At 59.2% G+C, this 26,713-nt stretch carries 26 protein-coding genes and 1 tRNA gene; 17 read left to right on the forward strand and 10 right to left on the reverse strand.

Features of this window, described 5'->3' with window-relative positions:
• The first annotated feature begins 224 nt into the window (after positions 1-224).
• Positions 225-1,049 (forward strand): tRNA 2-thiocytidine(32) synthetase TtcA, encoded by an 825-nt coding sequence (gene ttcA, locus AC0IYN_RS22860; protein WP_014718888.1) that lies wholly within the window; start codon positions 225-227, stop codon positions 1,047-1,049.
• Positions 1,050-1,116: 67 nt separating this feature from the next.
• Positions 1,117-1,788: a DNA-3-methyladenine glycosylase I gene (locus tag AC0IYN_RS22865; protein WP_471843366.1), complete on the forward strand. Its 672-nt coding sequence runs from the start codon at positions 1,117-1,119 to the stop codon at positions 1,786-1,788.
• Positions 1,789-1,882: 94 nt separating this feature from the next.
• Here the strand turns inward: AC0IYN_RS22865 and AC0IYN_RS22870 are convergent, their stop codons facing one another.
• From AC0IYN_RS22870 to arsC, 3 genes are read right to left on the reverse strand one after another with little or no spacing between them, the layout of a single operon-like run.
• Complete coding sequence (locus AC0IYN_RS22870) at positions 1,883-2,299, reverse strand: DUF2069 domain-containing protein (RefSeq protein WP_471843368.1); 417 nt, start codon at positions 2,297-2,299, stop codon at positions 1,883-1,885.
• Positions 2,283-2,897 carry an NAD(P)H:quinone oxidoreductase gene (gene wrbA / locus AC0IYN_RS22875; protein ID WP_471843370.1) on the reverse strand — a complete coding sequence of 205 codons (615 nt, stop codon included), beginning with the start codon at positions 2,895-2,897 and terminating at the stop codon, positions 2,283-2,285. The genes AC0IYN_RS22870 and wrbA overlap by 17 nt, the downstream gene beginning before the upstream one ends.
• Complete coding sequence (gene arsC, locus AC0IYN_RS22880; protein ID WP_406599454.1) at positions 2,894-3,247, reverse strand: arsenate reductase (glutaredoxin); 354 nt, start codon at positions 3,245-3,247, stop codon at positions 2,894-2,896. Before arsC ends, wrbA begins: the two co-directional genes overlap by 4 nt.
• A gap of 115 nt (positions 3,248-3,362) precedes the next feature.
• On the opposite strand from arsC, the gene AC0IYN_RS22885 reads away from it, so the two are divergent.
• Positions 3,363-3,824 (forward strand): TlpA disulfide reductase family protein, encoded by a 462-nt coding sequence (locus tag AC0IYN_RS22885; RefSeq protein ID WP_078049009.1) that lies wholly within the window; start codon positions 3,363-3,365, stop codon positions 3,822-3,824.
• A gap of 99 nt (positions 3,825-3,923) precedes the next feature.
• On the opposite strand, the gene AC0IYN_RS22890 is transcribed toward AC0IYN_RS22885, so the two are convergent.
• The 4 genes from AC0IYN_RS22890 to AC0IYN_RS22905 form a co-directional block, all read right to left on the reverse strand.
• Positions 3,924-4,328: an META domain-containing protein gene (locus AC0IYN_RS22890; protein WP_457248824.1), complete on the reverse strand. Its 405-nt coding sequence runs from the start codon at positions 4,326-4,328 to the stop codon at positions 3,924-3,926.
• A complete protein-coding gene (locus AC0IYN_RS22895; protein ID WP_406599452.1) occupies positions 4,325-4,765 on the reverse strand; it encodes a hypothetical protein in 441 nt (146 codons plus the stop codon). Before AC0IYN_RS22895 ends, AC0IYN_RS22890 begins: the two co-directional genes overlap by 4 nt.
• 71 nt (positions 4,766-4,836) lie before the next feature.
• A complete protein-coding gene (locus AC0IYN_RS22900) occupies positions 4,837-5,826 on the reverse strand; it encodes a 2-hydroxyacid dehydrogenase (protein ID WP_471843373.1) in 990 nt (329 codons plus the stop codon).
• 107 nt (positions 5,827-5,933) lie between these two features.
• A complete protein-coding gene (locus tag AC0IYN_RS22905) occupies positions 5,934-8,687 on the reverse strand; it encodes a response regulator (protein ID WP_406599450.1) in 2,754 nt (917 codons plus the stop codon).
• Positions 8,688-8,893: 206 nt separating this feature from the next.
• Here AC0IYN_RS22905 and AC0IYN_RS22910 point away from each other — a divergent pair, with 206 nt between their 5' ends.
• Complete coding sequence (locus tag AC0IYN_RS22910; RefSeq protein ID WP_471843375.1) at positions 8,894-9,622, forward strand: response regulator transcription factor; 729 nt, start codon at positions 8,894-8,896, stop codon at positions 9,620-9,622.
• A complete protein-coding gene (locus tag AC0IYN_RS22915) occupies positions 9,609-10,979 on the forward strand; it encodes a histidine kinase sensor domain-containing protein (RefSeq protein ID WP_406599448.1) in 1,371 nt (456 codons plus the stop codon). Before AC0IYN_RS22910 ends, AC0IYN_RS22915 begins: the two co-directional genes overlap by 14 nt.
• On the opposite strand, the gene AC0IYN_RS22920 is transcribed toward AC0IYN_RS22915, so the two are convergent.
• Positions 10,976-11,491: a DUF2062 domain-containing protein gene (locus tag AC0IYN_RS22920; RefSeq protein WP_012724913.1), complete on the reverse strand. Its 516-nt coding sequence runs from the start codon at positions 11,489-11,491 to the stop codon at positions 10,976-10,978. The genes AC0IYN_RS22915 and AC0IYN_RS22920 overlap by 4 nt on opposite strands.
• A 135-nt stretch (positions 11,492-11,626) precedes the next feature.
• On the opposite strand from AC0IYN_RS22920, the gene AC0IYN_RS22925 reads away from it, so the two are divergent.
• The 8 genes from AC0IYN_RS22925 (at position 11,627) to murB (ending at position 18,457) form a co-directional block, all read left to right on the forward strand.
• A complete protein-coding gene (locus AC0IYN_RS22925; protein ID WP_471843377.1) occupies positions 11,627-13,852 on the forward strand; it encodes a DNA internalization-related competence protein ComEC/Rec2 in 2,226 nt (741 codons plus the stop codon).
• Between the two features lie 83 nt (positions 13,853-13,935).
• Positions 13,936-14,571 (forward strand): MotA/TolQ/ExbB proton channel family protein, encoded by a 636-nt coding sequence (locus AC0IYN_RS22930; RefSeq protein WP_012724911.1) that lies wholly within the window; start codon positions 13,936-13,938, stop codon positions 14,569-14,571.
• The gene (locus tag AC0IYN_RS22935; RefSeq protein ID WP_457248820.1) at positions 14,568-14,996 is read left to right on the forward strand and encodes an ExbD/TolR family protein; all 429 of its coding nucleotides are present in this window, start codon (positions 14,568-14,570) and stop codon (positions 14,994-14,996) included. The genes AC0IYN_RS22930 and AC0IYN_RS22935 overlap by 4 nt, the downstream gene beginning before the upstream one ends.
• On the forward strand, positions 14,996-16,006 hold the full coding sequence (gene lpxK, locus AC0IYN_RS22940; RefSeq protein ID WP_406599445.1) for a tetraacyldisaccharide 4'-kinase: 1,011 nt from the start codon (positions 14,996-14,998) through the stop codon (positions 16,004-16,006). Before AC0IYN_RS22935 ends, lpxK begins: the two co-directional genes overlap by 1 nt.
• Positions 16,007-16,030: 24 nt before the next feature.
• Positions 16,031-16,216 (forward strand): Trm112 family protein, encoded by a 186-nt coding sequence (locus AC0IYN_RS22945; protein ID WP_003174668.1) that lies wholly within the window; start codon positions 16,031-16,033, stop codon positions 16,214-16,216.
• Entirely contained in the window at positions 16,213-16,977 is a 765-nt protein-coding gene (gene kdsB, locus AC0IYN_RS22950) for a 3-deoxy-manno-octulosonate cytidylyltransferase (protein ID WP_099491806.1), read from the forward strand. The genes AC0IYN_RS22945 and kdsB overlap by 4 nt, the downstream gene beginning before the upstream one ends.
• A complete protein-coding gene (locus AC0IYN_RS22955) occupies positions 16,977-17,441 on the forward strand; it encodes a low molecular weight protein-tyrosine-phosphatase (RefSeq protein ID WP_025858159.1) in 465 nt (154 codons plus the stop codon). Before kdsB ends, AC0IYN_RS22955 begins: the two co-directional genes overlap by 1 nt.
• Positions 17,438-18,457: a UDP-N-acetylmuramate dehydrogenase gene (gene murB, locus AC0IYN_RS22960; protein ID WP_406599443.1), complete on the forward strand. Its 1,020-nt coding sequence runs from the start codon at positions 17,438-17,440 to the stop codon at positions 18,455-18,457. Before AC0IYN_RS22955 ends, murB begins: the two co-directional genes overlap by 4 nt.
• Before the next feature lie 76 nt (positions 18,458-18,533).
• Here the strand turns inward: murB and AC0IYN_RS22965 are convergent, their stop codons facing one another.
• Positions 18,534-19,205 carry a Bax inhibitor-1/YccA family protein gene (locus AC0IYN_RS22965; RefSeq protein WP_078048997.1) on the reverse strand — a complete coding sequence of 224 codons (672 nt, stop codon included), beginning with the start codon at positions 19,203-19,205 and terminating at the stop codon, positions 18,534-18,536.
• A 152-nt stretch (positions 19,206-19,357) separates the two neighbouring features.
• On the opposite strand from AC0IYN_RS22965, the gene AC0IYN_RS22970 reads away from it, so the two are divergent.
• The 4 genes from AC0IYN_RS22970 (at position 19,358) to AC0IYN_RS22985 (ending at position 25,527) form a co-directional block, all read left to right on the forward strand.
• Positions 19,358-19,448 (forward strand) — tRNA-Ser (locus tag AC0IYN_RS22970).
• Between the two features lie 385 nt (positions 19,449-19,833).
• Complete coding sequence (locus AC0IYN_RS22975) at positions 19,834-20,340, forward strand: hypothetical protein (protein WP_223204459.1); 507 nt, start codon at positions 19,834-19,836, stop codon at positions 20,338-20,340.
• A gap of 560 nt (positions 20,341-20,900) precedes the next feature.
• Positions 20,901-22,853, forward strand: a complete 1,953-nt coding sequence (locus AC0IYN_RS22980) for an acyltransferase family protein (protein ID WP_471843383.1) — start codon at positions 20,901-20,903, stop codon at positions 22,851-22,853.
• Between the two features lie 664 nt (positions 22,854-23,517).
• Positions 23,518-25,527 carry an acyltransferase family protein gene (locus AC0IYN_RS22985; protein WP_471843385.1) on the forward strand — a complete coding sequence of 670 codons (2,010 nt, stop codon included), beginning with the start codon at positions 23,518-23,520 and terminating at the stop codon, positions 25,525-25,527.
• 56 nt (positions 25,528-25,583) lie between these two features.
• Here AC0IYN_RS22985 and AC0IYN_RS22990 read toward each other — a convergent pair whose 3' ends face one another.
• On the reverse strand, positions 25,584-26,450 hold the full coding sequence (locus AC0IYN_RS22990) for a diguanylate cyclase domain-containing protein (RefSeq protein WP_471843387.1): 867 nt from the start codon (positions 26,448-26,450) through the stop codon (positions 25,584-25,586).
• Positions 26,451-26,713 lie beyond the last annotated feature (263 nt).

The following is a 26,713-nucleotide window of genomic DNA, read 5'->3' on the forward strand; positions in this document are numbered from 1 at the left end:
GGAGCGCCCACGGGCCAAATGGCCTCAAAGGTCTGGATAGATGTGCGACCTCTAGTCGCAGTATAGGAAGTGATGACCGGAATAACTGTAGGGCCTTTAGAGCAAATTGCGCTGTAAACATTGGGCTTAATCGCGCTGGGGTCTTTTACCGCTAGCCCTTTTAATGGTTTTTTTGCGTAAAATACCCGGCTTTTCGTCACACACCTCTAGCGGATCCAAGCGCCATGGGCACTCTTACGGTCAACCAGAACAAACTGCAAAAACGCCTGCGTCGCCTGGCCGGTGAAGCGGTCGCCGATTTCAATATGATCGAGGACGGCGACAAGGTCATGGTCTGCCTCTCCGGCGGCAAAGACAGCTACACCATGCTCGACGTGCTGCTGCACCTGCAAAAGGTCGCACCGATCAAGTTCGAGATCGTGGCCGTCAACATGGACCAGAAACAACCGGGTTTCCCCGAGCACGTGCTGCCGGCCTACCTCAAAGAGTTGGGTGTCGAGTACCACATCGTCGAAAAAGACACCTATTCGGTGGTCAAGGAGCTGATTCCGGAAGGCAAGACCACCTGCTCGCTGTGCTCGCGCCTGCGCCGTGGGACGCTGTACACCTTCGCGGATGAAATCGGCGCGACCAAGATGGCCCTGGGTCACCACCGCGACGATATCGTTGAGACCTTCTTCCTCAATATGTTTTTCAACGGCTCGCTCAAGGCCATGCCGCCCAAGCTGCGCGCCGATGACGGGCGTAACGTGGTGATCCGCCCGCTGGCGTATTGCAACGAGAAGGACATCCAGGCCTACTCCGACTTCAAGCAATTCCCGATCATCCCCTGCAACCTGTGCGGCTCCCAGGAAAACCTGCAGCGCCAGGTGGTCAAGGAAATGCTGGTGGACTGGGAGCGCAAGACCCCAGGCCGCACCGAAAGTATCTTCCGCAGCCTGCAGAACGTGATCCCGTCGCAGCTGGCCGACCGCAACCTATTCGACTTCACCAGCTTGAAGATTGATGAAACCGCGGCCTCGCGCTTCGTCAATGTTGTGAACCTCTGAGCCGATTCAACGCTCTGACACACGGCGCTCGCGAGCGCCGTTTTCAATTCAATTCCCAGGAGAGGGCATGCGCGATTACAAGTGGCTGCACGAATATTGTCTGAACCGCTTCGGTTCGGCGGCCGAGCTGGAAGCCCATCTGCCTGTACCCAAGACCCCGGCGCAGTTGCGCAAGATCAGCGATGATCGCTACCTGTCGACCCTGGCATTGCGCGTGTTCCGTGCCGGCTTGAAGCACAGTGTGGTGGACGCCAAGTGGCCGGCGTTCGAAAAGGTGTTTTTCGGCTTCGACCCGGAAAAAGTCGTGCTGATGGGCGCTGAGCACCTGGAGCGCTTGATGCAGGACACCAGCATCATCCGTCACCTGGGCAAGCTCAAGAGCGTGCCGCGCAATGCGCAGATGATCCTCGACATCGAGCAGGAAAAGGGCAGCTTTGGTGCGTTCGTCGCCGATTGGCCGGTGACCGATATCGTCGGGCTATGGAAATACCTGAGCAAGCACGGTCATCAACTTGGCGGGCTGTCCGCGCCACGCTTCTTGCGCATGGTCGGCAAGGACACCTTTGTGCCAAGTTATGACGTGGTGGCCGCGCTGAACGCGCAGAAGATCGTCGACAAGGTGCCGACCAGCCTGCGTGACCTGGCGACGGTGCAGGGGGCGTTCAACCAGTGGCATGCCGAGAGTGGGCGGCCGATGTGCCAGTTGTCGATGATGCTGGCTTACACCGTGAATCATTGAGACCGAGGCGGCCTTATCGCAGGCAAGCCAGCTCCCACATTTTGACCGTGCCGCCGATCAAATGTGGGAGCTGGCTTGCCTGCGATGGCGGTCTTCAGGCCGCCACAGGCTCCGCCAACCGGCGGTTTAGCTGATGCCGCCACCGCACATACAACAACGCCGTACAAAACACCGCCAAACTCGCCAACATCTCCAGCACCCCGAACCACTGCCGGTTCGGGTCGTACGCCGCCAGCGCGCCCTTGATGAAATACAGGTTCACCATAAAGCACATCCACGAATGCCCGCGCGCGCTGCCCAGCAGCATGCCTGGCGCCAGCACCAGCAAGGGCACCAGTTCGATCAGCAGGATCACCCACGGCCGTGCGCCATGCAGATCAGCAACGAACAGGTAGTACACGCACAGCAACCCCACCAAGGCGAAAAACGCCAGCAGGCTCAGCGCGCGGGCAATTCTGACCCGTGGCTCCAGCCACGCCTGGGGCGGCAGGACCTTAGGCTTTCTGGCCACGGCCGTTCTCCAGCAGCGTGGCGGTGGTGGCCAGGCGCAGGCCGAGGGCGCGGCACAGGGCGATTTCATGTTGATCGAGCAGGCGCTTGCCGTCAGGCCCGGCATGGTGGCTGGCGCCATACGGCGTGCCGCCGCCCTGGGTGTCGAGCAACGCCTGTTCGCTGTAGGGCAGGCCGGTGATCAGCATGCCGTGGTGCAGCAACGGCAACAGCATCGACATCAGCGTGGTTTCCTGGCCGCCATGCAGGCTGGCGGTGGAGGTGAACACCCCGGCCGGCTTGCCGACGAGGGCGCCGGTGAGCCATAGGTTGCTGGTGCCGTCGATGAAATACTTGAGCGGCGCTGCCATGTTGCCGAAACGGGTCGGGCTGCCGAGGGCCAGCCCCGAGCAGTGCTTCAGGTCATCCAGGCTGGCATACAGCGCGCCTTCGTCCGGAATGCTCGGCGCCATGGCTTCGCACTCGGTGGAGATCGCCGGCACGGTGCGCAGTCGCGCTTCCATACCCCCTTGCTCGATGCCCCGGGCGATCTGCCGGGCCATTTCGCTCACCGAGCCGTTGCGGCTGTAATACAGCACCAGCACATAGGGCGACGTCACGGCAGGATCTCCAATACGTTTTCCGGCGGACGGCCAATGATGGCTTTGTCGGCAGTTTCCAGGATCGGGCGTTCCATCAGCTTCGGGTGCGTGGCGATGGCAGCGATCAACTGGGCTTCGCTGAGACTGGCGTCAGCAAGGTTGAGGGTTTTGTATTCGTCTTCACCGCTGCGCAGCAATTGGCGTGCGCTGATGCCCAGTTTGCCCAGCAACGCCTTCAATTGCGCGGCGTCCAGTGGGGATTCCAGGTAGCGCACCACGGTGGGCGTGAGGCCGCGGGCTTCGAGCAGTTCCAGCGCACCGCGGGATTTCGAGCAGCGCGGGTTGTGATAAAGCGTCAGATCGGTCATGTGCGGGTCGCATCTTGCGTAAGGTGGCGGGTATTCTACCCGCGCAGCGACCTGTCCTTAAACCGTAAGAGGCGATAGGTCGCAGCCAACGTTCATTTTTGCGAAGGATTACCCCATGACAAGGCGACTGATCGGTGCATTGGCGATCATCACAACCCTGCTGCTCAGCGGCTGCGGTAACGATTACGGCGTTGACCAATATGGCCAGAAAGTGGCTTCCGAACGCTTGGACAAGCAGTGGCTGGTGGTCAATTACTGGGCTGAGTGGTGCGGCCCGTGCCGCACGGAAATCCCCGAGCTCAATGCTTTGGCCGAACAGTTGAAGGCGCAGAACGTCGGTGTGTTCGGGGTCAACTTTGACAATGTGCAGGGTGAAGAACTGAAGGCTGCCAGCGACAAGCTGGGCATTAAGTTCACGGTGCTGGCGCAGAACCCGGAAGAGATTTTCGATATCCCGCGCAGTGAAGCGTTGCCAGTGACCTACATCATTGATGACAAGGGCAAGGTGCGCGAGCAGTTGATGGGTGAGCAAACGGCGGAAGGCGTATTGGCAAAACTCAAGGCCTTGCGCGGCTGACTCTGTAGGGGCCGGCTTGCCGGCGATGCAGGCGACTCGGTGTGTCTGTAAACCCGAGGTGATGCGATCGCCGGCAAGCCGGCTCCTACAGAAATCGGGTTAGCCTTCTTCGAGCCATAGGCGAATCGGCAGGCCCTCGGCCGGCCAGAAGCGCGTCTGTTCGATCGGCGAGATGTCCCAGCGCTGTACCCCTTGCAGGGCCTGGAAGAAGCGGTGTTCCTGCTCCATCAAGGCCTCGGCGCAGAGTTTGCGGGTGCTGCCGATCTTGCCGAAGCTGAGCTTGTCGCCCTCGACGGTGTACGGTGCGAACCAATGGTTGCAACCGCCATTGCCGTAGGCGCGGCCATCGGCGCCGAGGGTGACGGTCAGGTGCGCGTAATCCATCAGCGGCCGTTCACCGATCCATTCCACCACGTAGCTGTGATCCTGCTTGAGCTTGGCCGAGTCCCCGGCGCAGCCCGCCAAGGCCGCCCCGAAGGCGGCGAGCAGAAGCAGGCCCCTCATTGCGCGGCCTTCTGGCATTTAGGGCAGCGGTGCTTGTCGCCCTCGCTGGCCCAGCCCAACTCGGCAATGCGAGCATTGGCGGCTGGTTGCAGCGGCTCTTTGCTCAGCTTGGTTTCCACCGCAAACTCGAACTCCAACACCGCCTCGCAGCTGTCGCAGTTGACCTTCCAGGTATGAATCTCCAACTCGCCGAATTTCGGCCCCTGGGCCATGGCGACCCACTGGCCCGCCGGGCGGATGGAGTAGCGCGCATCACCTTCGACGGTGAGGCGCATCGACAGGGTTTTACTGCCGCGCAGGGAGACGATCAAAACGTCGCCGTGCTTGATTGAACCACCGTTGCCAGTGACCTGGTAACGGCCCGGCACCAGGGCGCGGCATTCGATCAGGGTGTGTTGCGGGCTCAGCAAACTGAAGCGGAAATCGTGTTCGGCCATGGATCCTCCAAATAGGCGCGGCATCCTATCACGGGTGCTGGCTCATCATGAGCCTGGTATGTGACCACTGATCATCCTTCGACAAGGTTCTGCACCTGGCCGTTGGCCCAAGCCGCGATGTTGGCCAAGGTGGTGCCGGCGATGGCCGCCAGGGCTTCACGGGTCAGAAACGCCTGGTGGGCGGTGATGATCACATTGGGGAACGTCAGCAGGCGCGCGAGCACGTCGTCCTGCAGCGGCAGGTCGGAGCGGTCTTCGAAGAACAGCTGTGCTTCTTCCTCATACACATCCAGCCCGAGGTAGCCGAGCTGGCCGTCCTTGAGCGCCTCGATCAGCGCCGGGGTGTCGACCAGCCCCCCGCGACCGGTGTTGATCAGCATCGCGCCAGGCTGCATCTGCGCCAGGGAGCGGGCGTTGATCAGGTGTTTGCTGTCGGCGGTGAGCGGGCAGTGCAGGCTGATGATCTGCGCCTGGGCGAGCAATTCAGGCAGGCTCACATAGCGCGCGCCGAGGGCCTGGACCTGCGGGTTGGGGAAGGGGTCGTAGGCGAGCAACTGGCAACCGAAGCCGGCCATGATCTTGGCGAAGGTCGCGCCGATCTGGCCGGTGCCGACTACGCCGACCGTCTTGCCCACCAGGTCGAAACCGGTGAGGCCATGCAGGCTGAAATCGCCATCGCGGGTGCGGTTATAGGCGCGGTGCAGGCGACGGTTGAGGGCAAGGATCAGCGCGACCGCGTGTTCGGCCACCGCATGGGGCGAATACGCCGGCACGCGCACGATGGTCAGGCCCAGGCGCGTGGCGGCAGGCAGGTCCACATGGTTGTAGCCCGCCGAACGCAAGGCAATCAGCCGCGTGCCGCCCTTGGCCAACTGTTCCAGCACCGGGGCGCTGAGGTCGTCATTGATAAAGGCGCAGACCACCTCGTGATGTTCGGCCAGGGCCACGGTGTCGAGGTTGAGGCGGGCGGGCTGGAACTGCAGCTCCAGGCCTGGCGGCAGCGGCTCGCCGAGAAAGCTGTCGCGGTCGTAGGTCTGGCTGCTGAAAAGAATGACACGCATGGAAATGCTCCCTGCAATTACAAATGAAGAATCAGGCTTCTGTGGTGAGCGGGCTTGTGCCGCGCGAGGCAAGCTCGTTCACCACACAAGCCTGTTTCTGTGCACAGTCAGGCGTTTACCCGCGCTTCACTGGCAAGCCGGGCAATGGCCATGTCCAGTTCATCCAGCGCGTGCTGGGCCTTGGCGTCGTCCTGCTTGAGCAGGGTTTCGGCGCGGTGGCAGGCCGCCCGCAGTTGTGGCACGCCACAGTAACGGGTTGCGCCGTGCAGGCGGTGCACACGTTCGATCAGCGCGTTGTTGTCATTGGCGTCACGGGCGAGGGTGATTGCCAGGCGATCGGCCTCAAGCGATGCCAGTAGCATCGCCAGCATATCCGCCGCCAGGTCAGCCTTGCCGGCGGCCAGGCGCAGTCCTTCTTCGTGATCGAGCACCGGAAATTGCACGCCGGGGCCGAGGCCGTCGCTGGCACGTTCCGGGCCTTGATTGCGCAGGGCCAGGCCGGTCCATTTCAGCACCACCTGGGCCAGTTGCCGCTCGCTGATGGGTTTGGTCAGGTAGTCGTCCATGCCGCTTTGCAGTAAGGCGCGTTTTTCATTGGCCATGGCGTGGGCGGTCAGCGCGACCACCGGCAGTGGCGTGCCGCTGCGTTCGCTTTCCCACTGGCGGATCGCCTCGGTGCTCTGGCGGCCGTCCATGCCAGGCATCTGCACGTCCATCAATACCAGGTCGAAGGTGTCCTGTTTCACCGCGTCGATGGCCGCATACCCGCTTTCCACCGCGCGCACTCGTGCGCCCATGTCTTCCAGCAGGGTCTGGACCAGCAACAGGTTGGCCGGGTTATCGTCCACGCACAGCACGCGTGGCGCACGGCTGGACAACGGCTCGCCCGGTTCGCTGCGCGCCGGGCGCGGGCTGATCAGGTCGGACAGCGCACGGCGCAGTTTGCGCGTGCACGCCGGCTTGGCCTGCAACTGGCTGTTGGGGTTGGGCACCGACTGGTTGAACAGCATCTGCTCGGTGGTGGGGCACAGCACCAGCACCTTGCAGCCCAGGTGTTCGAGGTCCCACAGGTGTTGGTTGAGGCGCTCGGGCGGGATGTCATTGGCGGTCACGCCGAGCACCGCGAGGTCGATGGCCTGGTCGGTCTGGTGCGCGCTGGTGATGCCGTTGGTCAGGCTCTCCAGGCTGTTGAACGGCGTGACTTCGAGGCCGCAGTCTTCCAATTGATGTTGCAGGGCCTGGCGCGCCAATTCGTGGTTTTCCAGCACGGCCACGCGATGGCCCAGCAAAGGCGCGGACGGCAGGTCTTCGACGTCGTCGCGGGTCTTGGGCAGGTTCAGGCTGATCCAGAACTCCGAGCCTTCGCCCGGTGTACTGTCGACGCCGATTTCACCGCCCATTTGCTCGATCAGGCGCTTGGAAATCACCAGCCCTAACCCGGTACCGCCAGGTTGGCGCGACAGTGAGTTGTCGGCCTGGCTGAAGGCCTGGAACAGCGCGCGCACGTCCTGGCTGGACAGGCCGATGCCGGTGTCCTGCACGCTGATGCGCAATTGCACGCTGTCTTCCTGTTCGTCCTCGATCATCGCACGGGCCACGATGGTGCCTTCGCGGGTGAACTTGATCGCGTTGCTGATCAGGTTGGTGAGGATCTGCTTGAGGCGCAGCGGGTCGCCCACCAGCGCCAGGGGCGTGTCGCGGTAGACCAGGCTCACCAGTTCGAGCTGCTTGGCATGGGCAGCGGGCGCGAGGATGGTCAACGTGTCTTGCAGCAAGTCCCGCAGGTTGAACGGGATACTGTCGAGGACCAGCTTGCCGGCTTCGATTTTCGAGAAGTCGAGGATCTCGTTGATGATGCCCAGCAGGTTGTCGGCGGACTTCTCGATGGTGCCCAAGTAGTCGAGCTGGCGTGGGGTCAGCTCGCTCTTTTGGAGCAAATGGGTGAAGCCCAGGATGCCGTTGAGCGGCGTGCGGATCTCGTGGCTCATGTTGGCCAGGAACTCCGACTTGATGCGGCTTGCCTCCAGGGCCTCCTTGCGCGCCAGGTCGAGCTCGATGTTCTGGATCTCGATGGTTTCCAGGTTCTGGCGCACGTCTTCCGTGGCCTGGTCGATGCTGTGCTGCAATTCTTCCTGGGCGTTCTGCAGGGTTTCGGCCATGCGGTTGATGCCCGAGGCGAGCTGATCCAGTTCCTGGCTGCCCAGCGGTGGCAAGCGGGTTTCCAGGTTGCCGTCCTTGAGCTGGGCCACGGCTTGCTTGATCTGGCCGATCGGCGAATTGATCGTACGGCTGATGCGCAGGGCCAGGGCCGCGGTGCAGATCAGGCCGATGGCAATCAGCAGCAGGCTGGCGAACAGGCTGCGGTAGCCACGCAGCAACATGCCGTTGTGGGACAGTTCCACCTCGACCCAACCCAGCAGGCGATCGGCTTCGTCCGGGATCAGGTCGCCGGCGAGGTTGCGATGGCGTCCAAACACCGGCAGCAAGTAGCGGGTGGCGTCATTGCCGGTGCGCTGCAGCAGGTGCGAGCTGTTGCCGATGGGCGGCTGGTTGAGCATGGTCGGGCCGGCATGGGCGAGGGGCGCGCGGTCCGGGCTGAGGAAGGACACGGCGCGCACGTCCGGCTGCTCCAGGGACTGCGTGGCAATGCGCTCCAGCAGGTCGGTGTTGCGCGCACTCAAGGCAGGCGCCACCAGGGGCGCCAGTTGTTCGGCGATCATTTCGCCGCGTTGCAGCAATTGCGACTGCAGTTCGGAGAGCTGCATCCAGGTGAAATAGCCCCCCAACAGCGAGGCCATCAGGCTGGTCGGTAATAAGGTCAGCAACAGTACGCGGCCTTTTATCCCCATTCTTGTCAGCACGCCACTCTCCTGCTACCACATTGATATCTACGGAATTGCGCGGGCATCCGGCCCGCGCCACCTGCGCAGTGTAGCCATTTGCGCGGGGAGTAATCTTGCAAATTAATGACATACGGCAATCATCAAGCCATTTGGCGCCCGGTGGCGATTGCCTGCGGCGGGGTAATCTTGAATAATCAGCGATTGAGAATGACTTGCAAATACTAATGAATCCCGCAGCAATCGGCCTACCCAGTATCCTGACCATCGAAGATGACCCCGTGCTGGGCGCCTATGTCCATGAGCACCTGGGCCGCTGTGGTTTCCATGTCACTTGGTGCCAGAACGGCCAGCAAGGCCTGCAGATGGCGCGCGACCAGGTGTTCGATGTGGTGTTGATGGATATCTTGCTGCCGGGGATGGACGGCCTGTCGATCCTCACCCATTTGCGCCAGAGCCATTCGATCCCGGTGATCCTGATGTCCGCGCTGGGCGCCGAAGCCGATCGCTTCAGTGGTTTTCGCCTGGGCGCCGATGACTACCTGCCCAAGCCGTTCAGCATGGTCGAGTTGCGTGTGCGCATTGAGGCGATCCTGCGCCGGGTGGCCCTCGACCGCCGCCCGCTGCCGACCCTGGCAGCGGTGCGCGACGACGCCCGCACCCTGCGATTTGACGATGAACTGTGCGATGTCTTCTACCAGGAGCACTGGGCCGGCCTGACCCGCAGCGAATACCGCCTGCTCGAAACCCTGCACCGCAACAGCGAAGAAGTCCTTAGCAAGGCCTTCCTTTACCAGCACGTGCTGCAACGCGGTTATGCCCCCCACGACCGCAGCCTCGACATGCATATCAGCCAGATCCGCCGCAAGCTCAAGGCCATCGGCTACACCGAGCGCGAAGTGCGCACGGTGTGGGGCAAGGGCTATGTGCTGAGCGGTCTCGATGACAGCCTTTGAACGCCCCTTGAAACGGCTGCCGGGCAAGCACTCGTTGTTCTGGAAACTGGCCTGCCTGCTGATCGCCTTTTGTTTGCTGATGATCTGGCTCAGTTGGTCATGGGGCCGGTACATGGAGCAGAAGAACGCCTATTTGTCCGACGAGGCGCGGATCACCTTGAGTGGGTACGCGGTCGGTGCTGAGCAGGCGTGGAATCGCGGCGGCCATGCTGGCGTGGACGCCTGGTTGCAGGCGATGGGCAAGCGTGAAAGCACCTGGATAGGCGTGATCGGCAATGACCTGCAGTCGCTGAGCAGCTACCCGCTGACCGATAAGGAAAGCCAGCGCCTGACCTTTCTGCGGGGCCTGGACTGGCCGGTGAGCCGGCATGTCAAAGGCCTGCCGTGGCTGAAAATCCCGTTTCCCGTCGACCCCAGCGCGGGTTCGCTGGTGATTGAATTGCCCCAGCGCTTCATGCCGGGGCGTTACCAACTGTTCTGGCGGGTGGTGACCAACGGCGTGATCCCTGGCCTGTTTACCCTGCTGCTCTGCGTGGGGCTGTATCGATTGCTGATCATGCCCCTCAATCAACTGCGCGAGCAGGCCAATGCCTGGCGTGCCGATCAGTTGAATACACGCCTGTCCCACGATGCCACCAGCCGCCAGGATGAACTGGGCGAGCTGGGCCGCGCATTCGATCACATGTCCGAGCGTCTGCAGGGCACCGTGGTATTGCAACAGCAGTTGTTGCGGGACATGTCCCATGAACTGCGCACGCCCTTGAGCCGCTTGCGGGTGGCCTGTGACAGCGAGCAAGACCTGGCGCAACTGCGCGAGCGGCTCAGCCGTGAGATCGACGCCATGCAGCGCCTGGTGGAAGACAGCCTGCAACTGGCCTGGCTGGACACTGAGCGGGCGCCGCTGCCCCGGGAAGATCTCCAGGTTCAGGCGCTGTGGGACATGCTGCGCGAAAACGCCTGTTTCGAGAGCGACTGGCCGCCGTCGCGCCTGCCATGCCTGTTGGGCGCGGAGTGCTGGGTGCGCGGCAACCTGAATGCGTTGGCCCAGGCGCTGGAAAACATCCTGCGCAATGCCATCCGCCATTCGCCGGTGGGCGGCATGGTCAGCCTGGATGGGCGTCGTGAGGGGGATTACTGGCACCTGTGGCTTGAGGACCAGGGCGGCGGAATAGATGAAGGCGACCTGGAACGGATCTTTGCGCCCTTTACCCGCCTGGACGGTTCACGCCCCGGCGATGGTGGCTTCGGCCTGGGCTTGAGCATCGCGCGCAATGCCGTGCAGCGCCAGGACGGTAGCCTGTGGGCGGAAAATACCGGGCAAGGGCTGCGAGTGCATGTGCGCTTGCGGGCCTGTTAAGCGCGTCGCTGTTTGCGTTTTTTCCATTGGTGGGCCACCCACCAGCGCCAATAACCCATGGTCAGGCAATAGGCGAGGGCGCCCAGCACCAGCCCCAGCACCACTGAACCCAGCAGGAACGGCTGCCACAATGTGCTCAATTGGCCGCTGATCCATTCCCAGGTCAAATCGTCGGGCAGGCTGCGGGGCGGCACATTCATCAGCCAGGCGCCGGTCATGTAGGTGCAGATAAACACCACCGGCATGGTAATCGGGTTGGTCAGCCACACCAGGCTGACTGCGATCGGCATATTGCCGCGCACCGTGATCGCCAGGACCGCCGCCAGCAGCATCTGCAAGGGGATCGGAATAAACGCCGCGAACAAACCCACGGCCATCGCGCGTGCGACCGAGTGCCGGTTGAGGTGCCAGAGGTTCGGGTCATGCAGCAACGTGCCGAGAAACTGTAATGACTTGTGTTCCCGGATACTGCTGGGGTCGGGCATGTACCGTTTGAATAAGCGCCGGGGCATATGGGGTCCAGGTCAATTCGAGGGGCAAGTATGCCCGCATTCTATAAACAGAAAATTCAGACTTTGTGACAAAACATCATAGGCCGTGGCCGCCGCTCGGCTAAGACTGAGTGGATCACTTGAAAAGGATGATCCATGAGGACAGGGATGTTCGCATTTGCGCTGGGGTTGCTGGCGCTGCGTTTTTTACCCGCGTTGCCCGCTAGCGGCTGGCTGATCGCCTTGCTGGTGCTGGCGTTGATGCTGTTGCCGTTTCGCAGTTACCCCTTGGCGTTTTTCCTGCTGGGGCTGAGCTGGGCCTGCATCAGCGCACAGTGGGCACTGGATGATCGCCTACGGCCAGCATTGGACGGCCAGACACGCTGGGTGGAAGGGTGGGTGACCGGGTTGCCGCAACAGACGGGAGAGGGCGTGCGTTTCGTGCTGACCGACAGTCGGTCGCGTAACGCCCGCTTGCCCACACGCATTCGCGTCTCGTGGCGTGGCGGGCCGTCGGTGCGCAGTGGTGAGCGCTGGCGCCTGGCGGTCACCCTCAAGCGACCGGCCGGGCTCTTGAATTTCCATGGCTTTGATCAGGAGGCCTGGCTGCTGGCCCAGCGTATCGGCGCCACCGGCACGGTAAAGGATGGCGAGCGCCTGGCACCCGCACGCAGTGCCTGGCGCGACAGTGTGCGCCAGCGCCTGATGGCGGTGGATGCCCAAGGCCGGGAGGCGGGCCTGATTGCGCTGGTACTGGGTGATGGCTCTGGATTGGCGGCCGCCGATTGGCAGGTCTTGCAGGACACGGGCACTGTGCACCTGCTGGTCATCTCCGGCCAACACATCGGTTTGCTGGCGGGCTTGATCTACGCCTTGATCGCCGGGTTGGCGCGCTACGGCTGCTGGCCCCGCAGCTGGCCTTGGCTGCCCTGGGCGTGTGGCCTGGCGTTCGGCGCCGCGCTGGGTTACGGCTTGCTGGCAGGCTTTGGCGTGCCGGTGCAGCGCGCCTGCGTGATGGTGGGGTTGGTGTTGATGTGGCGGTTGCGCTTCCGGCATCTGGGACTTTGGTGGCCTTTGCTGCTGGCACTCAATGGGGTGCTGGTCCTGGAGCCGTTGGCCAGCCTGCAACCCGGTTTCTGGCTGTCGTTTGCGGCGGTGGCGGTGTTGATCCTGGCGTTCGGTGGGCGTCTGGGCCCCTGGAGCGTGTGGCAGGCGTGGACCCGGCCGCAATGGCTGATTGCTATTGGGTTGTTCCCGGTGCTGCTGGTGTTGGGGCTGCCCATCAGCCTGAGTGCACCGTTCGCCAACCTGGTGGCGGTGCCGTGGATCAGCCTAGTGGTACTGCCGCTGGCGTTGCTCGGGACGGCGTTGCTGCCGCTGCCATTTGTGGGTGAAGGCTTGCTGTGGCTGGCGGGCGGTGCACTGGATGGGTTATTCAAGGGGTTGGGGTGGTTGGCTGGGCAGGTCCCAGCGTGGATCCCGGGCGATGTGCCGTTGGGCTATTGGCTGGTGAGTCTGCTCGGAGCTGTGCTGCTCCTGCTGCCCAAGGGCGTGCCGTTTCGTGTGCTGGGCTGGCCGATGCTGTTGCTGGCCGTGTTCCCCCCACGTGAATGGGTGCCTCATGGGCAGGTTGACGTGGTGCAATTGGACGTCGGGCAGGGGCAGTCGCTGATCTTGCGCACCCGTCACCATACCTTGCTGTATGACGCTGGCCCGCGCTCTGGAACCTTTGACCTGGGCGCGCGGGTGGTGCTGCCATCGCTGCGAAAGCTGGGGGTAGGGGCCTTGGACCTGATGCTGCTCAGCCATGCCGACGCTGATCATGCCGGCGGTGCGGCAGCGATTGCCAAGGGCCTGCCGATCAAGCGTGTGGTGGGTGGAGAAACCGACGGGCTGCCGGCCTTTCTCGGCACTCAGCCGTGTGTCAGTGGCGAGCGCTGGACCTGGGACGGTGTGACCTTCGAACTCTGGCAGTGGCCTGATGCTATCGCCGGCAACCCGAAGTCTTGTGTATTGCAGGTGCAGGCCAACGGCGAGCGTCTATTGCTGACCGGCGACATCGACCGCGCCGCCGAACAGGCCATGCTCGCCTCACCCCTGGCGGTGCCCACCGATTGGTTGCAAGCGCCGCACCATGGCAGCCGCAGTTCGTCGTCCTGGGCGTTTCTGGAGCGCCTCGCGCCGCGTTCCGTGCTTATTTCGCGGGGGCGTAGCAATGCGTTCGGCCATCCTCATTCTCAGGTGATGACGCGTTACCAGCGGCTGGGCAGCCAGGTGTATGACAGCGCCGAGCAAGGGGCGGTGCGCCTGCAATTGGGCGCTTTCGCGCCACCGGTTGTTGCGCGCAGTCAACGCAGGTTCTGGCGCGAGCGGCTACCTTAGGCGCGGATGGCTGCGGCCGATGGGGTCTGTGGCCTGCGAACCTATATGGTAAAGTGGCGCACTTTTTCGAGGGGACATTCACTGTGTGGGAATTGGTCAAATCCGGCGGCTGGATGATGTTGCCGATCATCATGAGTTCTATCGCCGCACTCGGCATCGTCGCCGAACGCCTGTGGACCCTGCGTGCCAGTCGCGTTACCCCCGAGCATCTGTTGGGGCAGGTCTGGAGCTGGATCAAGAACAAGCAGTTGGACAAGGACAAGCTCAAGGAACTGCGCGCCAACTCCCCATTGGGTGAAATCCTTGCTGCGGGCCTGGCCAACTCCAAGCATGGTCGCGAGATCATGAAAGAGTGCATCGAAGAGGCCGCCGCCCGCGTCATCCATGAACTGGAGCGCTACATCAATGCCCTCGGCACCATCGCCGCCATGGCGCCATTGCTTGGCTTGCTGGGTACCGTGCTGGGCATGATCGATATTTTCAGCTCGTTCATGGGCTCCGGCATGACCACCAACGCGGCCGTGCTGGCTGGTGGTATTTCCAAGGCGTTGATCACCACGGCGGCGGGCCTGATGGTGGGTATTCCTTCGGTGTTCTTTCACCGTTTCCTGCAACGTCGCATTGATGAGCTGGTGGTCGGGATGGAACAGGAAGCCATCAAGCTGGTGGAAGTGGTACAAGGCGACCGTGACGTCGACCTGGTTGGGGGCAAAGCGTGAAATTTCGCCGCAAGCAACGGGAAAATGTCGATATCAACCTCGCGTCGCTGATCGACGTGGTGTTTATCCTGCTGCTGTTTTTTGTCGTCACCACCACCTTCACCCGGCAAACCGAGCTGCGCGTCGACCTGCCGGAAGCCGTGAGCGGTTCGCCGGCCGAAGACCAGCAAGTCAAGCAACTGGACATCGCCATCAGCGCCGAGGGGGTGTTTTCGGTGAATAACCAGTTGCTCGAGAAAAACGACCTCGCCAGCCTGATGGATGCCTTGCAGAAAGAGTCCGGCGGCGACACCAAGCTGCCGCTGTCCATCAGTGCCGATGGCAAGACCCAGCACCAGGCCGTGATCACCGCGATGGATGCCGCCGGTAAGCTCGGCTTCAGCCATCTGCGCATGACCACCGTCGAGGCGGCGAGCCAACCCTGATGGCCATGTCCGATCGTTTGCTCAAGGCCTGGTACGAGGGCCATCCGGCACTCACGCTGTTGCGGCCGCTGGAGTCCCTGTATCGCCGGGTGGTGCAGCGCAAGCGCGCACGCTTCCTGGCCGGTGAGGGCGACATCTATCAATCGCCGGTGCCGGTGGTAGTCGTCGGTAACATCACCGTGGGCGGCACTGGCAAGACGCCGTTGATTCTCTGGTTGATCGAACACTGCCGGCGCAGCGGGCTGCGCGTGGGGGTGGTCAGTCGTGGTTATGGTGCCAAGCCCCCGCAGTTGCCGTGGCGGGTCGAAGCCAGCCACAGCGCCGACGTCGCAGGCGACGAGCCTTTATTGATCGTGCAGCGCTGCGGCGTACCGCTGATGATCGACCCCGATCGCAGCCGCGCGGTCAAGGCGTTGCTGGCCAGTGACACCCTGGACCTGATCCTCTCCGACGACGGTCTGCAACATTACCGTCTGGCCCGTGACCTCGAACTGGTGCTGATCGACGCGGCCCGTGGCCTGGGCAACCGCCGTTGCCTGCCAGCGGGGCCGTTGCGTGAACCGGTGGAGCGCCTGCAGAGTGTCGATGCGCTGCTGTATAACGGCGCCACCAGCGACCGCGAGGACGGCTTTGCCTTTCGTTTGCAGCCCACTGCGCTGGTCAATCTGCAGACCGGCGAGCGCCAGCCGGTGAACCACTTTGCGCCGGGCCAGCAGGTGCATGCGGTTGCCGGCATCGGTAACCCGCAACGTTTCTTCAATACCCTTGAAACGCTACACTGGCAGCCGATACCCCATGCGTTTGCCGACCACGCGCCCTACAGCGCCGAGGTCTTGAATTTTACGCCGTCATTACCGCTGGTCATGACCGAGAAGGACGCGGTGAAGTGCCGCGCCTTTGCCCAGCCTGACTGGTGGTACCTTACGGTGGATGCGCTGCCGTCGCCGGCGTTCGTCGCCTGGTTCGACACGCAGTTGATGCGCCTGCTGCCTGCCCGTCTCTTGCCTTAAACCGCTTTTTTCCAGGAAACACTCATGGACACCAAACTGCTCGATATCCTCGCTTGCCCGATCTGCAAAGGCCCGCTCAAGCTCAGCGCCGACAAGACCGAGCTGATCAGCAAAGGCGCAGGCCTGGCCTACCCGATCCGTGATGGCATCCCGGTGATGCTCGAAAGCGAAGCCCGCACCCTGACCACCGATGAGCGCCTGGATAAATGACCACAGCCTTTACCGTAGTCATCCCCTCCCGCTATGCATCGACCCGCCTGCCGGGCAAGCCGCTGCAGCTGATCGGCGACAAGCCAATGATCCAGCGGGTGTGGGAACAGGCCTGCAAAAGCAGCGCCGAGCGCGTGGTGGTGGCCACCGACGACCCGCGCATCATCGAAGCATGCAAAGGTTTCGGCGCTGAGGCCGTGCTGACGCGCGAAGACCACAATTCCGGCACCGACCGACTGGCCGAAGTCGCCACCCAGCTGGGCTTGGCGCCCGACGCCATCGTGGTCAACGTGCAAGGGGACGAGCCGCTGATCCCGCCGAGCGTGATCGACCAAGTCGCCGCCAACCTGGCTGCCCATGGCGAAGCGCGCATGGCCACCCTGGCCGAGCCGATCGAAGACATCGAGACCCTGTTCAACCCGAACGTGGTGAAGGTGGTCAGCGACATCAACGGCCTGGCATTGACGTTCAGCCGCTCGACCTTGCCATGGGCCCGCGACGCCTTTGCCAAGCAACCTGACGTGTTGCCAGAAGGCGTGCCTTACCGTCGCCATATCGGCATCTACGCCTACCGCGCGGGCTTCCTGCACGACTTCGTCAGCTGGGGCCCGTGCTGGCTGGAAAATACCGAATCATTGGAGCAACTGCGGGCGCTGTGGCATGGCGTGCGCATCCATGTGGGCGATGCGCTGGAAGCCCCGCCGGCGGGTGTCGATACCCTGGAAGACCTTGAGCGCGTCCGTCGCCTGCTGGGGGCCTGATGGAGGTCCTGTTTGTCTGCTTGGGCAATATCTGTCGCTCGCCCACCGCCGAAGGCGTACTGCGCCATAAATTGCGCGAAGCCGGGCTGGCGGGCCAGGTCGACGTAGCGTCCGCCGGTACAGGTGAATGGCATATCGGCAACCCGCCAGACCAACGCAGCCAACGCGCGGCGCTGGTGCGCGGTTACGATCTGTCGGCCCAGCGTGCCCAGCAGGTGTCCCGTGCTGATTTTGCCCGCTATGACCTGATCCTGGCTATGGACCACAGCAACCTGCGCAACCTCAAGGCCATGCAGCCAAGCCAGGGCAAGGCGGAGCTGGACCTGTTCCTGCGCCGTTACGACGCTGAAGTGGACGAAGTGCCAGACCCGTATTACGAAGGTGAACAAGGCTTTGAACGGGTCCTGGACCTGATCGAGCGTGCCTGTGATTTATTGGTGATCGAATTGAAGGGGCGGTTATGACCTTGCAAGTGCTTGCGCAGGTATCGCTCAAGCCATTCAACAGCTTTGGCATTGATGTCCGTGCCCAGCTGTTCGCCGAGGCCCATAGTGACGACGACGTCCGTGAGGCCCTGGCCTATTCGAGCGCCCACGCGGTGCCGCTGTTGGTGATTGGCGGCGGCAGCAACTTGCTACTGACCCAGGACATCCCGGCGCTGGTGCTGCGCATGGCTACCCGAGGTATCCGCGTACTGCACGATGACGGCACGCAGGTGGTGGTCGAGGCTGAGGCGGGCGAAGCCTGGCACCCCTTCGTGCTGTGGACACTGGAGCAGGGCTTCTGCGGCCTGGAAAACCTCAGCCTCATCCCTGGCACCGTTGGCGCAGCCCCGATGCAGAACATCGGCGCCTACGGGGTGGAGATCAAGGACGTATTTGCCGGCCTCACTGCCCTGGATCGCCACACTGGCGAACTGCGTGACTTCAGCCTGGAAGAATGCAACTTCGCCTACCGCGACAGCCTGTTCAAGCACGAGACCGGACGCTGGCTGATCCTGCGGGTGCGTTTTGCCTTGAGCCGCGCCAGCCACCTCAAGCTCGACTACGGCCCGGTGCAGCAGCGCCTTGCCGGGCAGGGGATCACCGACGCGACGCCAAGCGACGTCAGCCGTGCCATCTGCAGCATACGCCGGGAAAAACTGCCTGACCCGGCAGAACTGGGCAATGCTGGGAGCTTCTTCAAGAACCCATTGGTGTCCCAGGTGCTGGCGGCTGAACTACAAGCGCTGTACCCAGACCTGGTGGCCTACCCGCAAGCCGATGGGCAGATGAAGCTTGCGGCCGGCTGGCTGATCGACAAGGCCGGCTGGAAGGGCTTCCGTGACGGGGATGCCGGCGTGCACAAGCTGCAGGCGTTGGTGCTGGTTAACTATGGCGGTGCCACGGGGCACGACATTGCCAACCTGGCCCGGCGTATCCAGCAAGACATTGCACAACGCTTCAAGGTGGATCTGGAAATGGAACCCAACCAGTACTGACCGGCTGCTCTCAGAGCATTAGAAACAAAAATGCCCCGTATCTTTCGATACGGGGCATTTTTTATTGCACCAGCGATCAGTCGTCGCGGCTCATGATGCCGAAGATCTGCAGCAGGCTGACGAACAGGTTGTAGATCGACACATACAGGCTGACGGTCGCCATGATGTAGTTACGCTCACCACCGTGAATGATCGCGCTGGTCTGGAACAGGATACACACCGAGGAGAACAGCACAAAACCTGCGCTGATCGCCAGTTGCAGCCCGCTGATCTGGAAGAACATGCCTGCAACCACGGCTGCCAGCAGCACGAAGAAGCCGGCGGTGATGAAGCCACCCAGGAAGCTCATGTCCTTGCGGGTGATCAGCACGTAGGCCGACAGACCACCAAACACCAGGGCCGTCATGGCAAACGCCGAGCTGACCACTTCCGCACCACCGGCCATGCCGAGGTAACGGTTGAGGATCGGGCCGAGGATAAAGCCCATGAAACCGGTCAAGGCAAACGCCGACACTAGGCCCCAGGCCGAGTCACGCAACTTGTTGGTCAGGAAGAACAGGCCATAGAAGCCGATCAGCACGACAAAGATATTCGGGTAGCCGACGCGCATCTGTTGGGCCACGAACGCCATCACGCCGCTGAATGCGAGGGTAAGGGCGAGCAAGCCATAGGTGTTGCGCAACACGCGGCTGACTTCAAGCTGCTCAGCCTGCGCGTTACCATTCACTGCGTAATTCTGTTCGCGCATGGCGACACTCCTTCGGTTTTGAAACGTTCAGTCGCAAAGATCATAACAGACGCTCTGTAACAAGCGATGCCGAGAGTTTGACAGTGTGTTTCATTCGGGTATTATGGCGCCCGCTGAGACGGGATAGGCTACTATAATCCTGTGATGCACAAGGGAAATTGGCAGAGTGGTTGAATGCACCGGTCTTGAAAACCGGCGGACGTTAATAGCGTCTCCAGGGTTCGAATCCCTGGTTTCCCGCCAAGATTCAAACGAAAGCCCCGCGAATGCGGGGCTTTTGTGTTTCTGGGGTTTGGGTGGGGTTCGACGGCTTTCCATTGGGGGGCCATAACGCTTGTGGAGGTGTTCCAGAACTTTCCTATCTTGATGCCTTGTCCTGGCGCAAGCGCAACACAATCAGGGCGCATGCGCAGCGCGATCCCACGGTCATTACCTCATCAATTTTGTGACTTTTCTGACGAGCTTTTTCTCGTCATCTTCTTGTTTTTTTACTATTATCGTCCATCTGCGAACTCAAGGAAGAGAGGCTGAGCGCCTTGAGGCTGGTAGAAAATTCACACTTGATCATTGACGGTGTCATGACTTTTACCCAGAACCTAACGACTCAGCCAACCATAAAGACCTCTTGGTGAAACCGATGGATAAAATGTGTGGCGTCGTTGTAGTGGTAGGCCTTGCTCTCTCGGGATGCGTTACTAAAACTCCAGAAAAACCTAAAGTGGCTCCCCCTCCTGCCGTCGTCCAGCAAGCACCCTCTGAAGTCGCACCTTCGACACCCGCAAAATCGCCTGAGGGCTATGAGGCCGTACCTGCTAACGCCAGTGCTGACGTCCCAATCGCTACCTATCCCAAAGCCGCTCCGGCGGAATCAGAAACGGGCCTGAACCAGAATCGCGCTGAGCAATGCCGTAAAGAGCTGGATGTCTTGAGGCTCTACAACAAAGCGTCTTACGCTAAATACGAAGCGGAATATCAAACCATTGCTGTCAAGACTGCCAAATACATGGAAGTCAAAGACTCGTTGGGTCCCGATCTGAACTACATGGTTATGCCCGCCTATCAATTCCAAATTCGTGAGTTCTGCTTCCGCGTCAAGACTCGTCTGTCGGAACTGGTGCTTCGCCAGGCCAAGTAAGCATTCCGCGTCAGGGTGCGTCTTTAAGCGTCAACGAAGCGCTGAACATGGAATCTATGTCTGGTGAAATGCTCGTTTCACGCGGTATTCAGCAAATAGTTTTCACTCGTTCGGCTGGAAAGCTCGCTTGATTTACACAAGACCTCGAAAGTAAAGGCCCCGACTAGTCGGGGCCTTTACTTTAAGCCGGCGCGGACTGCGTTTTCACACAGCCAGAACTGCGCGGCTTTGGTGTTTCTGGGGTTGAATCGACGCGTGGCGAAAACTGCGGGCGTACGTACATTTATGCCTACGGTTTGCGAAATATCCGGCCAACCGACGGATGTGCGACGCGATGTCTCGACGTACACCTAATAACCATGTCAACGCTGGCTTTACCTTGGGTGTTGAAACGCGAGGCAGTGCCTTGCGTAGGTTGAGACCCGCAGTGACGCGCTGCCTCCTCCGACAAAAATGAGCAATTTTTAACGATGATGTCGCTTTGACGGCGCGTAGCCGAAGCAAGCGTCAGCATACGATATCTCTGCGCAGACAGAGTTTTAGAGGGAGCAAAAATTTCAGTGACAGCATTCGCCGAGACGATCAACTCTTCGCTATCGTCCAACCTTCAGCACCCAAAATATCGACCCGACATAGATGGACTCCGAGCCGTTGCCGTTTTGTCTGTCGTGATATTTCATGCCTTCCCCAATCTGCTCAGGGGTGGGTTTATCGGAGTCGATATTTTCTTTGTTATTTCAGGATTTCTAATATCAACCATTATTTTTTCAAATATAGACAATCATAGCTTTAGTGTCTCCGAGTTCTACAGGCGGCGCGTGAAACGCATATTTCCTGCGCTGCTGTTGGTTCTAATGTGCTGTTATGCATTGGGTTGGTTTACTTTGAAGAATCACGAATTTAAGGAGCTTGGCGCACATATCGCAGGCGGCGCAGGATTCGTGTCAAATTTTTTACTTTGGAGTGAAAGTGGATATTTCGACTCGGCCGCGGAAACAAAAGTGCTTCTGCATCTCTGGTCGCTCGGTATTGAAGAGCAGTTCTATATTGTATGGCCGGTGCTCATATGGGTCGCAGCCAGAAGGCGGTTGAATCTTCTTTCAGTCGTTCTATTTATTTCAGCTGTCTCATTCACGCTAAATGTAATCGGGATCAAAAGCGATTCCGTTGCAACTTTTTTCTCACCGCAGACGCGATGTTGGGAATTGCTAATTGGCTCGGCGGTCGCTTACTTGATGCTTTATCCTAATAAGTCTGTGACGCCACCGCCGAAGGTATTGTGCAACGTGCAAGCAGCCACTGGCGCAGTCCTGATTGTCATTAGTCTCGTCGCTATCAGTAAAGGTGAAGATTTTCCCGGATGGAAGGCGCTACTTCCGACCGTAGGTTCGGCGCTTATAATCTACGCTGGGCCCTACGCCTGGTTTAACCGGAAAGTGCTCTCAAATCGATACCTGATATTTATCGGGTTGATGAGCTTTCCATTGTATCTCTGGCATTGGCCAGTTTTAACGTTCGTTAGGATTCTCGCCGATGGCGTAGCACCTGGATGGGTTCGGCTTATTGCAGTCTTTGGATCAGTAGGGCTGGCATGGCTGACGGTGGAACTCGTTGAGAAGCATATGCGGCACCGCAAGGGCGACGGGGTAACTATCGGCCTACTCGTCGCAATGCTCGCGCTCGGCCTTCTCGGCTACGTCACCTATAGAGCGGATGGGTTTTCCTTTCGCTACGATGTATCTGAGAATGATCTAACCGTACGTGATGACACTTATGGAAAAGGTCAATACGTGTCTTGCCAAGCACTGGTCAGGTCCTTGAAAGGCTCGAACTGTGTCTATTATGAGCGTCCCAACGTAGCTATTTTGGGTGACAGTCACGCGCGCGTGCTTTTTTATGGACTTGCCAACAGCCAAAAAGCCGATTTCGACCGCCCTCTCGCCATTGGTAGTAGCTCCTGCCCCCCTGCATTGAATGCTGAGTTGAGGCCGGGCTGCGATAGTGTATTGAAAGCCGGGCTAGAGAAGGTTAAAAGTAACAGCAGTGTAAAATATGTAATACTGTCCGCCTATCATGGTTTCATTACCTATTCAGACGCTGATGCTAGAAAAAAATACTACGACGGTTATGAACGCACCATCAATGAACTGCGCAGCCAAGGAAAAAATATCATCATCGCAATGGATAACTATACGCTTCGCGAAAGTTCAGAACGCTGTGCCCCAACGCCGCTGCTACTGAGGGCACCGTTCAATAAGCCTCCGACGTTCTGCAGCGACTTGGAGCGCTCTGACTTGAAGCCGCACGATGAGTACATTAAGTTTATTGGAATGCTCAAGAGAAACCATCCTGATCTTGTGGTTTTTGACCCTGAACCTTACTTCTGCCCAAGCGGAAAATGCTCGCTATTTAAAGATGGAAAGTTACTGCTAAATGATTTTGACCATCTTTCAAAACATGGCAGTAAGCTTTACATCGATAGCCTTCTCTCAGAGATGAGCAACCTTAGGTAGCAATCAGTGAGGATAGGCGGGCACGTACGTTTATAGGTGCTCAGTGCGATCAATCCTTGGTGCCCAATCGATGCCGGTAGCCAAGGAGTGAATACCTTGCCAGCCCGCCAGGGTTACGCGAAAGAAGTGTTCGCACCTAAGTCAAGGCGCTCACTCATTGAATCACGCATCATGCCTTCAGAAACTACTTCTCACGAATAATCCTGCAAGGGGCACGCTGTGCTTCATGCAGAAAAGTGAGCGACGTAGCCCCGAAGGAAGAAGGACCGGGATCCATAAGTGCAATGACCGATGCCCAAGAAATAGGTTGACAGCTTCGTGGTTTCCAAAAAAGCAGGGGTCGAGAAAGGCTGTGCAGTGCAGCTACTAAAAATACGGTAAATCACGCAATTTTTCTGGTATCAAATTGACAGGCGTACAGGTGGTGGTTCATTCTTCGCAGCTTTTCGACCGCCATGTAATTGCATTCTCTATTTTGGTCGCGGCAAGGGTGAGTTATTGAGGTGACGGGCAGACAGTTAAAGTCATTTTTAGGCGTTGCTAAAGATGAAAATTGTTTTGGCGGGTGCACGTCGTGTCTCGGTAACCAGTGCTTTAAGTCATCGTTGTTCTGTGTTGTCGATCTTTCTCAAGTGTGAAAGAAGTATTGAGTTGATATTAAATCGTGAGCCTTGGAATGTTACCAAAAAAGCAGCAAGCATTTAGACAGGATATCAATGGGCTTCGCGCTTGGGCGGTCCTTACCGTTGTGCTCTACCATTTTTCCGTTTCCGGATTTAGAGGTGGATTCATCGGCGTTGATGTATTTTTTGTCATTTCGGGATTTTTGATGACAGGGATTATATACAGAGCGTTGAGCGCTCCGGGAGGCTCTCAGTTTTCATTTATCAACTTTTATTTGGCCCGGGCGCGCAGAATAATTCCTGCCTTGTTAGCGGTGTGTATAGCGCTTCTGGTTGCAGGATGGTTTTATTTGCCCGCTGTTGATTATGGTGTATTGGGCAAGCATGTCGCGAGTGCGTTGGGTTTTTATTCTAATTTTCAGTTTTTGAGTGAAGCCCGGTATTTTGATGCTGAGTCTTACGACAAATGGTTGCTTCATACCTGGTCTCTTTCGGTAGAGTGGCAATTTTATATTTTACTTCCAATATTCATGGCTGTGCTCTGGAAGCTCAGGCCCAGTAAAGCATTGATGACGTTCGGTCTGGCTACATTGTTTGTTATGTCACTCTGTATTTCAGTGATTTTTTCCATCTCCTACCCGTCAGCCGCGTTTTATCTATTGCCCACGAGAGGGTGGGAGATGGCAGCAGGCGGCTTGGTTTATCTAACGGCGGAAAAATGCGACCTCCCTCAGAGGATGCGTCAATGTATTGAGCTAATTGGGTTTAGCCTGATAGTCGTTTCGGTGGCGATGCTGGACGTCACTGATGTGTGGCCCGGTTCGCTCGCATTGATTCCTGTGCTTGGAACAATGATGATTTTGATTGCTTCCAGGGAACGTTCGATATTTACATCGACTGCAATCGCTCAATGGTTGGGGAGTCGCTCTTATTCTATCTATTTGTGGCACTGGCCCATCGTAGTAGCGCTGGTCTATACCGAATATCAGAGTTCCGCAGTCGCCATCGGTTTAGGCTTATTAGGCACATTCGTTTTGGGCAGCCTGTCCTATTCAATGATTGAGAAAAGCAAGCTGTTCCTATTCAACCGTTTTTCGTCCCTGGTCGCGTTGATCGTCTTTGTGATTCTTTCTGCCGTTTTTGCGGGTGTAGGTCTTTTTGTCAGCTTTGTCGGTGCGAATGTTCAAGGCAGGATTCCGCCTCGAGCGAATGCCGCGTTCGAGCAAGCGAATAATGTGGATGCCCGACATGAGCTGTGTAAGCATTTCGATCATTCTAAAATATACGACGCGGCCTCCATCACGGGTTGCACTTTTGGAGGCGAACATTTGGCAGCTATCACGATAGGTGATAGCCATGCTGGGGCGCTGGTAAAAGCGGTGGAGTTTGCGCTGCCGAGTAAAAACGATCATGTCTTGCAATGGACGCTGGATGCGTGCCCTACGGTACTGTCGAGTAAAACGACGGATGGGCTTGACGAGTGTGGTAAGTTTGTCGCTTGGGCGTTAGAGCAACAGAGAGTATTACCGAAAAACGTACCCCTGATCATTGTGAATAGGACTTCACTGTATGCGTTTGGACCTAACGAGTCCGATGACGTCCTTAAGCGACTGCTAGCGCCCATGTATTTTGAATCGCCAGATTCCCATGGGCTGCCAGAGCATCTGGAAAAAATGCGTGCTGGAATTATAAACACGGCGTGTGCATTCAAAGCAGACCGGGAAGTGTATTTAGTCAGGCCCATACCAGAGCAACGTATCAATGTGCCGAAATTCACCGGCCGAGCGTTACTGTTCGGGGTAGAGAGAGATATTTCCGTTTCCATGGAGGAATACAAAAAGCGTAATGCGTTTGTTTGGGAGGCGCAGGATGCAGCGGTGGCCGCATGTGGCGTCAAGGTGCTAGACCCTCTGCCATACCTGTGCGACGAGCGTGCATGTCATGGTTCAAATGGGGGATTGCCCATCTATTACGATGATGATCATTTGAATCTGCGAGGTGCTGCATTGTTGGCTCCAATGTTTTCAACGGTATTTAAAAATAAAGAGTGATACTGCTTTTTTGTATAAAGTGGCCGCTTGGCGAAAGTGGCCGTTTTATGCGCGTCTCATCGCTCGCTAGCAACCCGCAACCGTTTCACCCGATACATCTCGCCATCCGCATGACTCAACAGCGTATCCGCATCCTCCCCATCCCCCGGGTAAAACGCCACGCCAACACTGCAGGACGGCATCTTCACCCCGCCAAATTCAGCGCCCAGCGGCTCGGCCATGGCCGTGAGTATCTGCGCCACCTTGCCGGCAACCGCGTCCGGCAATTGGATATCGGTGATCAGTACCGTGAACTCATCACCGCCCATCCGGGCCACCAGGTCAGTGTCGCGCACGCAACGCTCCAGTCGTCGTGCAATCACGCAGAGCACGCGATCACCCATGGCATGGCCGTGCACGTCGTTGATGCCCTTGAAGTCATTGACGTCCAGAAACAGTAACGCGAGGGTGTGGCCGTGGGTGCGTGCGGCTTGCAGGGCCTGGTCCAACCGATCGTTGAACAGTGATCGGTTGGTGAGGGCCGTCAGCGGGTCATGGTGGGCGAGGAAGCGCAGTTCCTCCTCGGCCTGGGTGAGCGCGGTGACGTCCCGCGCGACGCCGATTCGCGCACCGACCTCTTCGGACCAGAAGGCCGCCCATAGGATGTGCACGACGCTGCCATCCTTGCGGATGTAGCGATTGCGAAAGTCGACGTGGGGTTGGCCATTCATCACCCGGACAATGGAGGCCCGGGTGCGCGCCAGGTCTTGCGGGTGCATGTAGTGCGTGATCAGCGTGCCCGTCAGCTCTTCGGCACGGTAGCCGAGCAGTGCCTCACAGGCATCGCTTACGAAGACAATTACGTTATCGCTGTCGACGACGAAGACCGTATCCAGCATCAAGTGGATCAGTTTGGGATAAAGGGCTTGCAAGTCGACGGGCATGGGGCATCAGGCGTCCGGTTTGTATGGGCCGATCATAGCCTGATCATGAGGGACGGCGGCGAGGGGGCGGCCTATTTTTTATGGCGTGTACGCCAGCCGGGCCTTGGTTGTGCAAGGCCGCTGACGAAACGTATGATCGCAACGAGCGACCTGCCTGGTCGCCAAGCCTCACCCCCAAAAAGGACATGAGCATGCAAAAGCACTTCGGTAATTCAGGCCTGTTCAAGGCTGCTTCGTATCTCTGCAACGAAACCCTCGGCAGC

Source organism: Pseudomonas sp. AC112 (assembly GCF_979253545.1).

What these genes read in the sequence shown, in the direction of transcription:
- AC0IYN_RS22965 (WP_078048997.1), bottom strand. Translation starts at nt 19,205, where the DNA reads ATGCGCGAACAGAATTACGCAGTGAATGGTAACGCGCAGGCTGAGCAG.
- AC0IYN_RS22910 (WP_471843375.1), top strand. Translation starts at nt 8,894, where the DNA reads ATGAATCCCGCAGCAATCGGCCTACCCAGTATCCTGACCATCGAAGAT.
- murB (WP_406599443.1), top strand. Translation starts at nt 17,438, where the DNA reads ATGACCTTGCAAGTGCTTGCGCAGGTATCGCTCAAGCCATTCAACAGC.
- lpxK (WP_406599445.1), top strand. Translation starts at nt 14,996, where the DNA reads ATGGCCATGTCCGATCGTTTGCTCAAGGCCTGGTACGAGGGCCATCCG.
- AC0IYN_RS22865 (WP_471843366.1), top strand. Translation starts at nt 1,117, where the DNA reads ATGCGCGATTACAAGTGGCTGCACGAATATTGTCTGAACCGCTTCGGT.
- arsC (WP_406599454.1), bottom strand. Translation starts at nt 3,247, where the DNA reads ATGACCGATCTGACGCTTTATCACAACCCGCGCTGCTCGAAATCCCGC.
- AC0IYN_RS22920 (WP_012724913.1), bottom strand. Translation starts at nt 11,491, where the DNA reads ATGCCCCGGCGCTTATTCAAACGGTACATGCCCGACCCCAGCAGTATC.
- AC0IYN_RS22915 (WP_406599448.1), top strand. Translation starts at nt 9,609, where the DNA reads ATGACAGCCTTTGAACGCCCCTTGAAACGGCTGCCGGGCAAGCACTCG.
- AC0IYN_RS22945 (WP_003174668.1), top strand. Translation starts at nt 16,031, where the DNA reads ATGGACACCAAACTGCTCGATATCCTCGCTTGCCCGATCTGCAAAGGC.
- AC0IYN_RS22900 (WP_471843373.1), bottom strand. Translation starts at nt 5,826, where the DNA reads ATGCGTGTCATTCTTTTCAGCAGCCAGACCTACGACCGCGACAGCTTT.
- AC0IYN_RS22990 (WP_471843387.1), bottom strand. Translation starts at nt 26,450, where the DNA reads ATGCCCGTCGACTTGCAAGCCCTTTATCCCAAACTGATCCACTTGATG.
- AC0IYN_RS22895 (WP_406599452.1), bottom strand. Translation starts at nt 4,765, where the DNA reads ATGGCCGAACACGATTTCCGCTTCAGTTTGCTGAGCCCGCAACACACC.
- kdsB (WP_099491806.1), top strand. Translation starts at nt 16,213, where the DNA reads ATGACCACAGCCTTTACCGTAGTCATCCCCTCCCGCTATGCATCGACC.
- AC0IYN_RS22955 (WP_025858159.1), top strand. Translation starts at nt 16,977, where the DNA reads ATGGAGGTCCTGTTTGTCTGCTTGGGCAATATCTGTCGCTCGCCCACC.
- ttcA (WP_014718888.1), top strand. Translation starts at nt 225, where the DNA reads ATGGGCACTCTTACGGTCAACCAGAACAAACTGCAAAAACGCCTGCGT.
- AC0IYN_RS22890 (WP_457248824.1), bottom strand. Translation starts at nt 4,328, where the DNA reads ATGAGGGGCCTGCTTCTGCTCGCCGCCTTCGGGGCGGCCTTGGCGGGC.
- AC0IYN_RS22885 (WP_078049009.1), top strand. Translation starts at nt 3,363, where the DNA reads ATGACAAGGCGACTGATCGGTGCATTGGCGATCATCACAACCCTGCTG.
- AC0IYN_RS22925 (WP_471843377.1), top strand. Translation starts at nt 11,627, where the DNA reads ATGAGGACAGGGATGTTCGCATTTGCGCTGGGGTTGCTGGCGCTGCGT.